This is a genomic window from Gemmobacter serpentinus (assembly GCF_008973825.1).
Taxonomy (GTDB): Bacteria; Pseudomonadota; Alphaproteobacteria; order Rhodobacterales; family Rhodobacteraceae; genus Gemmobacter; species Gemmobacter serpentinus.
The window spans coordinates 1-9,531 of record NZ_WCHR01000059.1 but is presented as its reverse complement, the minus strand read 5'-3'; the positions used below and the strand labels follow the sequence as shown (position 1 = coordinate 9,531).

Here is a 9,531-nt window from a genome sequence, read left to right as displayed (position 1 = left end):
AATGTCGGATTTAAAGGCAAGATATCATATTTAATGGCAAAGAAGCCCCATTGATTTCGTTGACTTTCGTATGCCGCTTTTAAGGGCTACGCGACACCGCCCCAGCTGGGCGCATTCTCGAAAGAAGACGGCGAGCCGGTGGTCGATGCGAATGGAAATCGCGTCCTGCCGGAAGCGCCCTGAACGGAGTTCATCCCTTATGACGTCCCCTCAACCGACCAGACGGCTGTCCTTTCTGGACCGCTGGCTGACGCTCTGGATCTTTGCGGCCATGGCGATTGGCATCGCCCTGGGCACTGTATGGCCGGGGCTGCCGGTCGCACTCAACGACCTTTCGATCGGCACGACCAATATCCCGATCGCCATCGGCCTGATCCTGATGATGTATCCGCCCCTGGCAAAGGTCAGGTATGAGGAGTTGCCGCGGGTGTTCCAGGATCGCCGGGTGCTGATCCTGTCGCTGATCCAGAATTGGATCATCGGTCCGGTCCTGATGTTCGTTCTCGCCGTCATCTTCCTGCACGATCAGCCGGAATACATGACCGGACTGATCCTGATCGGGCTGGCACGCTGCATCGCCATGGTGCTGGTCTGGAACCAGCTCGCCCGGGGCGACGGCCAGTATGTGGCGGCGCTGGTCGCCTTCAACTCGGTGTTCCAGATCCTGTTCTTCTCGGCCTACGCCTGGTTTTTCCTGTCGGTCCTGCCGCCGCTGTTCGGGCTGGAGGGAAGCGTGATCGACGTGAGCTTCTGGACGATCACGGAGGCGGTGCTGATCTATCTTGGAATCCCGTTCCTCGCCGGTTTCCTGACCCGCCGGATCCTCGTCGCGCACAAAGGCGAGGCCTGGTATGAAACCGCCTTCCTGCCGCGCATCGGCCCGATCACCCTGGCGGCGCTTCTGTTTACCATCGTGGCGATGTTCAGCCTGAAAGGCGGCGATGTCGTCGCGCTGCCGACGGATGCTCTTCGCATCGCCGTGCCGCTGGCGCTCTACTTCATCATCCAGTTCCTGGTCAGCTTCGCCATGGGCCGGATGATCCAGGCGGATTATCCGCGCACCACCGCCATCGCCTTCACGGCGGCCGGGAACAACTTCGAGCTGGCCATCGCGGTGGCCATCGCCGCCTTCGGCCTCGCCTCGCCCGTAGCCTTTGCCGCGGTGATCGGCCCCTTGGTCGAAGTGCCCGCGCTGATCCTGCTGGTCCATGTCGCCCTGCGGCTCGGGCGGCGCTGGTTCCCGGACGCGCCTCCGGCTGAGGAGGTCCGCGCATGACCGATCTGCCGAACCTGACTGATGCCGTTCAGCTGCCGTCACTAGCGGACCTGACCGGCCCCGCATCCGGCCACCCGCCCCGCATTCTGCTCCTCTATGGCTCGCTGCGGGAACGGTCCTACAGCCGCTTTCTCACCCAGGAAGCGGAACGGCTGCTCCGGCACTTTGGCTGCGAGACACGGGTGTTCGACCCTAAAGGGCTGCCCTTGCCGGATGAGACCGATGCCGATCACCCGAAGGTGCAGGAGCTGCGCGAGCTTTGCCTCTGGTCCGAGGGCCAGGTCTGGACAAGCCCGGAACGCCACGGCGCGATGACCGGCGTCATGAAAAGCCAGATCGACTGGATTCCGCTGTCCATGGGTGCGGTCCGCCCGACCCAAGGCCGGACACTGGCGGTCATGCAGGTCTCGGGCGGCAGCCAGAGCTTCAATGCGGTCAATCAGATGCGCATCTTGGGGCGCTGGATGCGGATGCTGACCATCCCGAACCAGTCCTCCGTCGCCAAGGCCTATGAGGAGTTCGACGCGGCAGGAAGGATGCGGCAATCGCCCTATTACGACCGGGTGGTCGACGTGATGGAAGAGCTGGTGAAGTTCACCCTTCTGACCCGGGACATCTCCGGGCACCTCACCGACCGCTACAGCGAACGCAAAGAGGCGGCGGCCAAATTGCACCATCGCCTCAACCTCGGGGCCGCGACGTGAGGCAAGCCCCAATCGTGGCCGCCCTGGGCGTCACGCAGATCATCGGCTACGGGTCGATCTATTACGCCTATCCTATCCTCGCGCCCGCGATTGCGGCCGAGTTCGGCGTGCAGGAGCCGGTCCTATTCGGCATCCTCTCCGCGGGCCTTCTCCTCGGCGGGCTGGCCTCTCCGGTGCTCGGGCGTCAGATCGACCGGTTCGGCGGGGCGCAGGTCATGTGCGCGGGCAGCCTGGCGATGGCGCTGCTGAGCCTGCTCATCGCCGGATCCCCGAACATCTATGTGTTCGGGGGCCTGACACTTCTGATCGAGCTCCTTAGCTTTGCGGTCCTCTATGACGCGGCGTTTTCCGTCCTGGCGCAGAAGAGGCCCAATGACACGCGGCGCGCGATCACCAATCTGACCCTGATCGCAGGCTTCGCCTCGACGATCTTCTGGCCGGTATCGGGCTGGCTTGTCACAGAGATCGGCTGGCAGGGAGCTTACCTCGTCTTTGCGGCACTTCACCTGTTCCTGGCCGTGCCCTTGCACGGCTGGATCTCCGCGGCGCCACGTTCGGCCGAGAAGGCTGCGGTTGAAGAGCAGAGGCCGAAACCAGACGAGAGATACATCCCTCTTAAGGGCCGAACCGCGCGGCGCGCCTTCATCCTTCTTGGGATCGCCTTTGGGCTGACAGGCATGGCGATCTCGGCCCTGGGTGTCCACCTTGTCCTCGCCCTGCAATCTCTCGGCCTCGGAAGCTCATCCTACCTGATTGCCATGCTGATGGGGCCGGCACAGGTCGCCATTCGGGTGGTGGATGCCACCCTGTGGCGCAACCAGCATCCGCTCCTCGTCGCCATCGTGTCCAGTGCGGCCATCCCGGCGGCGCTCGCCCTCCTGCTGCTACCGGGGCCGGCAATGATACTGGCCGTTTGCTTCGCGATCAGCTTCGGTGCGGGTCAGGGCCTGTCGAGCATCGTGCGCGGCGCGGTGCCGGTGGCGTTGTTCGGGTCAGAGGGAACAGGGCAGAGGCTGGGCCGCCTAGCCGCTATCCGCAGCGTGTTGGGTGCCTCTGCCCCGTTTCTATTTTCCTGGATTGCCTCAGCATCCTCGATGCCGTTTGCTATCGGCATCGTAATGACGGTGGGCCTGTGCGGCCTTGGAGCGCTGGTATGGCTTTATCGTGAGCTTCGGCTGGCAGAGAAGTATGGTGCAAGGTGAAATAACGAAGAGTGGCAGAGCATCCACTTGGTCGGCTTTGTTGCAGAAATCGGTCGTTGTTGAGATGTGCTCCTTTTCCGCTTTGTAATTAGGCCACGCGTTTGATCTCGGCGGTGCCGAGTGCATTGAAGCGGTTCATGAGTGCTACGCGGGTCTGGACTTCAGCTGTCTGGCGATCCGGATCACGTGATGCGATACGTTCCCCGAATGCCTTGAGACACTTCATCTTTGCCTCTATCCGACTTCGGGCATGATCTCCGGACCAGCGTTTCCAGGCTGCCCGCCCTATGCGTTGTACAGCCTTGAGGGTCTCGTGGGCGGGACAGCTCTCCCTCCATAGTCGGCCGCTCTTGCGGATGGGTATGACCGCTGTGCCGCCGCGCTCCAGGATCGCGGTGTCGCATCCCCTTGTGTCAAAGGCACCGTCGTAGATCCAACCGTGCGCGAGTCATATCGCTATGCCCGCAGTTCATGACTTCTCGATCCGCCGCAGGTCAGCGACGAGTTAGACATCATTTCTGTATGATGGGAACAGCTACAGCCCGAAACGCCCTCAGTTTCGCAGGCCAAGCGCTTTCAGCCAAGCATCGACCTGACCGAAGGCATCTCGCTGCCATTGATCCGCATCTCGGCCACCCAGTATCTGGCTGTCCTCCACAAAGCGACGAACGCTGGTGGGACCAAAGCCTTCAATGGCGTCAAACTTTCCGTCGATGTAGCGGTATCCTGTAACTGCGCTGATGTGCTCCACCAACGGCCTGCACGCGGCGGCTAAGGCGTCTACACCCTCGGGATAGTTACGGATGCAGTAGTATATGTCGTAGGCGTCCTTCTGCTTAAGGCGGTTCTGCAGCGCATGCCCTTTCATCGCGAGCAAAGCAGGCACCGAACAAACCGCCAGCTCAACGGTGTTGCGACCGCCGTTAGGCATGGTGCCATCAATCGAGACCAGTTCGTGAAAACGAATGGCCAAATCTGCTCCGTCGGCTCGCTGCACAGCAAAGTCTGCGATGATCGGCGGATTATTCTTCACGACCTCTGCGTCGCGCGGCATCAGAAAATCAACTACGACATCAATTCCAGGACCGTCGTCACGAGCCGAAACGGTCCGGACGAGCTGAAACCTTCTGAAGCCAGCTCGCTGACTGTAACCTTGCGCCATTAGCGCTTCGACCAGCGTGGCGTATTCACCGTCCCCCAATGCTTCTGCGTCGAGGCTCAGATCGACGTCAAGCGTGCCGACATGAGGCATTTCCTCGTTTTCGAGCAAGAGCCAGGGAACCGCACCCCCGATAACCGCAAACTTTCCACGGAAACTTCCGAGCACCTGGCCTATTTCTATCAAAACGCTTTTGACTGCCTCGGTGGTGCGGTCATCATAGTCGTTGGCAGATTGCGGGTCTTGCGGCATTACTACCAACTCAATTTCTCCTGCCGCAAATGTTCAGCAGCCTCTTTACCTCTTTCACCGCTAGCAGACAAATCGAGATAGGTCTGGACCGCACCCGTACAACGGATGCCTTCCGCAGGCATAATCGTATCTCGGAACAGGCCATCGTCCTTCAAGACCGTGATCGCCACATTTTCTCCCTTGGCTGTGCGCTCGAGCCCCAGTTCCGCGACGAGACGCTCGAGCCCATCATTGTCACAATAGAAAAACTGCGTGGAATGCCGCCCGAACGGAGCGATCCACTGTGCCGCTGAAAACGACGCAAGAACGACTGTGCCGCCTTTCGCTCGCGCGCCAACTACTTTCCCGATGGCTTGTTGCAATGCGCTCCCATGGAGTGGCGTATAGAATCGCAGGCGCTTGCCCATCGGAGGCTCGTAATCTTCAGCCCAAGCATCCAACAATTGATCAGGTTCCGAAATAGCGAGGCCACCGTCCACAACACTGGCCCACTCTCTCGCCAGCAGCGCATTCCGAACATTGCTCACATGCCCGATGCTGACCCCTGCCGCCTCTGAGATATCCGTGACCCGCCATGGGCGCGCAGGATCCTGCAGCATGACACGAAGAACCTGCGACGCCTTTGGCTTGAATAACGACTTCATTTCACGTGCCTCTGCCGCCGGAGAACCAGCAGCTTCGCGCACGATGAAGGTATTCCCAAAGATCAGTCGAGCATTGCCATGCAAGTCGACATAGCTGACGTCATCATCGACACAGAGCTTTCGGGCTTGTGGCGACAGGTAGGGCGCTATCAGAACTGAGACCCATTGGGAGTTGTTGTGCTGACGGTACTCGTCCATTTCGTGCAGAGCTGCCCGCACATGGCGGGGCTGTCCGTTGGAAGTTATCTCGCAGACGAGCGTCCAGTCTTGACCTCCAGCTGTAATGTCGACCACCAGATCCAGCCTGTGATCCCTGTCGACATGCATCTCGAGTGTGTGGCTATGAATGTTGAGCCTGGGCACACGATCCAACAGGCTCAGCAGGGCCGCCTGAGCTTGCTCTCCAAGTCCTATCACTGGTCGACCACCTTTCAGCATTCGCTGAAACTATGCCAACCAGTGAAAGTTGGCAAGATATTTCATCGAAATCCTTCATTTCAGCACACGTTGAAAACCTCAACATCGCTGAAATTTCCCGATGCCTTGCCAGATCGACATGTTCGGCCAAACGCCTAGCCGCCCTGAAACTCTTGGCAATCCAATGCCGGCAGGAACGGACAGACCCTCGTAGCCTACTCTGCGTCTTCCCCCGTAGCCTCGCGCTCCTCTCCGAAGACCGGCATGTCAGAAATGCCACCGCCGTCCTTTTGCAGCAGGCCCGCATCCTCGAGCGCCTCCATGTCCGGCAGATCGCGCAAGGTGTCCAACCCGAAATGCTCTAGGAAACCCGCCGTCGTCACATATGTATAGGGGGCACCCGGCTCGGGACTGCGGGGACCACGGGCAATGAACCCGTTGCGATGCAGGCGGCCGATCACGTCCCGGCTGACCTCTCGCCCCACCATCCGGGAAATCTCGCCACGGGTCACCGGCTGCAGATAGGCGATCGCTGTCAGCACGAGACCCTCGGTCGGAGAGAGTGGCCGCGTCTCATCAAGGCTACCACGCACGGCCCGGATTGCATCTGAGAACCTGGCGCGCGTGCGGAACTGCCAGCCGCCGGCGACCCGGGCTATCTCGTAGGGCCGGTCGTTCAACTCGCTGGAGATGTCCTCGATCAGGAGATCGATGCTGCACTCGCGCCCGACAATCCCGGCCAATGCTTCGCGCCCGACGGGATCGGCTGAGGCGAAGAGGACGGCTTCAATCCGACCCATCCAAGTTCGCCAGCGCAGTGCTTGCGGCAAATCCGCGAGCTCCGTGTCGAGAGCAATCCCTTCCGCGCGCGCCATGGTCAGAGCCCGAACAACCGGAAGCCGGGACGGCCGCTCAGTTCGCGCACCGCACCCTCCGACATCAACCGTTCGAACAATCGCCTGCTCGCCCAACGGGACATCTTCGCCGAACTCCAGGAGCCAGATACCGCATCATCGCCACGTAGCAGAGCCAGTACCTCGCCAGCGCCTTTGGCCCGAAGTTTCGGCTCGATCTGATCCAGGCGCTGCGCGATCACGGCCATCCCGGCAGCCAGCCGACAAGCCTCGGCCGCACCACTCGCCGCCGCAAGAAGGATCGCACGCTCGAAACCATCACCGCCCGGCCGGGACCGCCCCCTCCCGGGACCAAAACGCATGAAAGAAGCATGAATCTGGTTCGCGAGAACCGGGACCGGCAACGACCATCGCATCCGCATCGAAAGTGCGAGATCGGCGGCCCACCATGCCAAAGCCTCCGCATCCGCCTGCCGCGCCACGATGGCAGTCGCTACCCTGGCAGCCGTGACCGGGGCTGGCGCCTGGAAGCCCAGAAGTTCCGTGAGCACCTCGGGAAGATCTCCGAGCGCTTCCGTCCATCTGACGCCGAGCAACCCGGCGGCGCTCCGCAACCGCTCTTCGTCGAAGGACGCCGAACGTCGGCACACCCGCCGCCAGGCTAGCAGTACATTTCCTGCCGGTCCGGGCTCGCTTCCGGACGGTTGCAGGCACCAGCCATCCCGTAACGCATTTTCGTCTTCCCGACGCCCCAGCAACCGAACCGTTGCAGCCGCCGCTTTGAGCGCCAGACGATGCCGCCATGCCCCACTCCAGGAGGTCTCGCTGCGCACAAGATTATCCAGTGCGGACAAGGCGCTACCTGCCATAAAGGAGGCTTCGACATCCGACGAGACCGCGGCCCTCGGTACCGCCCAGGCAGGAACTTGGTAAGCGGCGCAATGGTGTCCCGATGCCGGTTCAATCTTCTTGTTCATAGCCCCGGAAGCTAGCGCGCATGTGCGCTTTATGCCAGTATTATTACGAATTACCGCACCACATGTCTGGGTGTGTATATGTCCAATAAGATTGCATTATCGGACACAAGTAAGATATGCTCAAAGCCATGACAAAAACGCACCAGAGATCCCCTTCAGGCCCGCCTGAGCACTCCGATCCCAACGAACGGGACGAGAGTGTTGCACCCAAAGACGGCGTCTTCGCCCTGCCCTCGCACATCGCTGGCTCAGGCACACTCGACCGGCTGGTCGAAACCGCGCGGGACTATGCGCGACATGCCGCGTCGGAAAACACGCTGAAGGCTTACGCAAAGGACTGGGCCCACTTCGCACGCTGGTGTCGGATGCGCGGAGCCGATCCGTTGCCCACTTCCCCCCAAGTGATCAGTCTCTACATCGCCGATCTGGCGGCGCCGGCAGGAAAGGCCCCTGCCCTATCCGTTTCCTCCATTGAACGCCGCCTGTCTGGGCTTGCCTGGGGCTGTGCGCAGCGCGGGGAAAGGCTGGACCGCAAGGATCGCCACATCACCACGGTTCTTGCTGGCATCCGCCGCAAACACGCCCGCCCCCCCGTGCAGAAAGAGGCGATCCTGCCGCAGGATCTGCGCGACATGGTGGCCACTCTGCCCCATGACCTTCGGGGCTTGCGCGACCGGGCGATCCTGCTGATCGGCTTTGCCGGCGGCCTGCGCCGGTCCGAGATCGTGTCGCTTGATCATGGCAAGGACGATACGCCGGACTCGGGCGGCTGGGTCGAGATCATGGACGACGGCGCCCTGATTACCCTGCGCGGCAAGACCGGCTGGCGGGAGGTGGAAATCGCGCGGGGGTCCAGCGACCAGACTTGCCCGGTGCACGCCCTGACCCAGTGGTTGCACTACGCCCGCATCGACTTTGGCCCGATCTTTGTCGCGGTCAGCCGAAATGGGCTGAAGGCCACAATCGACCGGCTGTCTGACAAGCACGTCGCCCGGCTGATCAAACAGACCGTCGAGGACGCGGGCCTGCACCCCGAACTGTCCAAGGCCGAGCGACTAGCGCTTTACTCCGGGCACTCGCTGCGTGCAGGTCTGGCCAGCAGCGCGGAAGTGGATGAGCGCTATGTCCAGAAGCAACTTGGCCACGCCAGCGCCGAAATGACCCGCCGTTACCAGCGCCGCCGCGACCGGTTCCGCGTCAACCTGACCAAGGCCTCGGGGCTGTAGTAGCAGAACGTCCCTTCACTTAACCCGGAAAATCCGTATAATCCGGATATGCAACAGGATTCGGAAGGCCCACCATGAAAACCATGTCTGCCACCGCAGCCAGCAAAGAGTTCGGCCGGTTCATCGATGCCGCACAACGAGAGCCTGTCCTGCTGACCAAGAAGGATCGGCCTGTCGCTGTCACCGTTTCAGTTGCTGACTGGGAAGAACTCCTGTCCCTGCGGATTGAGCGGGGAATCGCAGCCGGTTTGGCCGATGTAGCTGCAGGTCGTGTAGTGGAAATGACCGATGATGCACTTGAGCAGCGACTGGCGCGATTCAGGACGCGTTCAGCTGAAGCATGAAAGTCGTTCTGACTGAGACGGCCGAGGACTGCCTCTGGGCAATCTGGGACCACGACCGACTCTATTCGGAGCAGATAGCCGATAGGTTTCAGCGCGACATCGACCGGTTCATTCGCGATGCAATCGGTGAGAATCCGGAGATCGGCCATATCTGGCACGCTGCACGTGGCATCCGACGGCTGATTTTCCAACGCCGACACAATATCTTCTACGCCCTGCATGAGGATACCGCCTGGGTCCTGTTCGTCTTCGACGGACGCATGAACATCAACCAGCAGATTGCCGAAACGGGGCTCAATGTAGAAGCCCTCATAAGGCGTTCGGAGGAATAGGGGAGCCTTCCACACGGGCGCAATGGGTCGTTTACTCCTGGTATCCGTAATTGCAAAAAGGCCCCCTGCCCCGTGCCACTCATCGGATACGCGCGTATTTCCACCGAAGATCAAACCGCCCTGCCCCAAGTTCAGGAGTTGCGC

Annotated in this window: 10 protein-coding genes and 1 pseudogene; 6 read left to right on the top strand and 5 right to left on the bottom strand. The window is 61.1% G+C overall.

Annotation, left to right across the window (positions count from 1 at the left end):
- The first annotated feature begins 199 nt into the window (after window positions 1-199).
- From arsB to GBJ34_RS20175, 3 genes are read left to right on the top strand one after another with little or no spacing between them, the layout of a single operon-like run.
- A complete protein-coding gene (arsB, locus tag GBJ34_RS20185; protein WP_112309827.1) occupies window positions 200-1,276 on the top strand; it encodes an ACR3 family arsenite efflux transporter in 1,077 nt (358 codons plus the stop codon).
- Entirely contained in the window at window positions 1,273-1,980 is a 708-nt protein-coding gene (gene arsH, locus GBJ34_RS20180) for an arsenical resistance protein ArsH (protein ID WP_112309828.1), read from the top strand. The genes arsB and arsH overlap by 4 nt, the downstream gene beginning before the upstream one ends.
- Before the next feature lie 14 nt (window positions 1,981-1,994).
- Entirely contained in the window at window positions 1,995-3,182 is a 1,188-nt protein-coding gene (locus tag GBJ34_RS20175) for an MFS transporter (RefSeq protein ID WP_157970980.1), read from the top strand.
- Between the two features lie 88 nt (window positions 3,183-3,270).
- On the opposite strand, the pseudogene GBJ34_RS20170 reads toward GBJ34_RS20175, so the two are convergent.
- From GBJ34_RS20170 to GBJ34_RS20150, 5 genes and pseudogenes are all read right to left on the bottom strand, one after another.
- Window positions 3,271-3,609: pseudogene (locus GBJ34_RS20170) on the bottom strand (transposase); the annotation flags it as partial.
- Between the two features lie 126 nt (window positions 3,610-3,735).
- A complete protein-coding gene (locus GBJ34_RS20165) occupies window positions 3,736-4,593 on the bottom strand; it encodes a nucleotidyl transferase AbiEii/AbiGii toxin family protein (protein ID WP_112309830.1) in 858 nt (285 codons plus the stop codon).
- A 2-nt stretch (window positions 4,594-4,595) separates the two neighbouring features.
- The gene (locus GBJ34_RS20160; RefSeq protein WP_151720964.1) at window positions 4,596-5,675 is read right to left on the bottom strand and encodes a type IV toxin-antitoxin system AbiEi family antitoxin; all 1,080 of its coding nucleotides are present in this window, start codon (window positions 5,673-5,675) and stop codon (window positions 4,596-4,598) included.
- Window positions 5,676-5,869: 194 nt separating this feature from the next.
- Entirely contained in the window at window positions 5,870-6,454 is a 585-nt protein-coding gene (gene scpB, locus GBJ34_RS20155; protein WP_226341311.1) for an SMC-Scp complex subunit ScpB, read from the bottom strand.
- Window positions 6,455-6,531: 77 nt separating this feature from the next.
- Window positions 6,532-7,485: a DUF1403 family protein gene (locus GBJ34_RS20150; protein ID WP_112309833.1), complete on the bottom strand. Its 954-nt coding sequence runs from the start codon at window positions 7,483-7,485 to the stop codon at window positions 6,532-6,534.
- 116 nt (window positions 7,486-7,601) lie between these two features.
- Here GBJ34_RS20150 and GBJ34_RS20145 point away from each other — a divergent pair, with 116 nt between their 5' ends.
- The 3 genes from GBJ34_RS20145 to GBJ34_RS20135 all read left to right on the top strand — a co-directional run bounded on the left by GBJ34_RS20145 (window position 7,602) and on the right by GBJ34_RS20135 (window position 9,387).
- Window positions 7,602-8,711, top strand: a complete 1,110-nt coding sequence (locus GBJ34_RS20145) for a tyrosine-type recombinase/integrase (protein ID WP_192931311.1) — start codon at window positions 7,602-7,604, stop codon at window positions 8,709-8,711.
- 74 nt (window positions 8,712-8,785) lie between these two features.
- Window positions 8,786-9,055 carry a type II toxin-antitoxin system Phd/YefM family antitoxin gene (locus GBJ34_RS20140; RefSeq protein ID WP_151720963.1) on the top strand — a complete coding sequence of 90 codons (270 nt, stop codon included), beginning with the start codon at window positions 8,786-8,788 and terminating at the stop codon, window positions 9,053-9,055.
- Window positions 9,052-9,387: a type II toxin-antitoxin system RelE/ParE family toxin gene (locus GBJ34_RS20135; protein WP_151720962.1), complete on the top strand. Its 336-nt coding sequence runs from the start codon at window positions 9,052-9,054 to the stop codon at window positions 9,385-9,387. The genes GBJ34_RS20140 and GBJ34_RS20135 overlap by 4 nt, the downstream gene beginning before the upstream one ends.
- The last annotated feature ends 144 nt before the right edge of the window (window positions 9,388-9,531 follow it).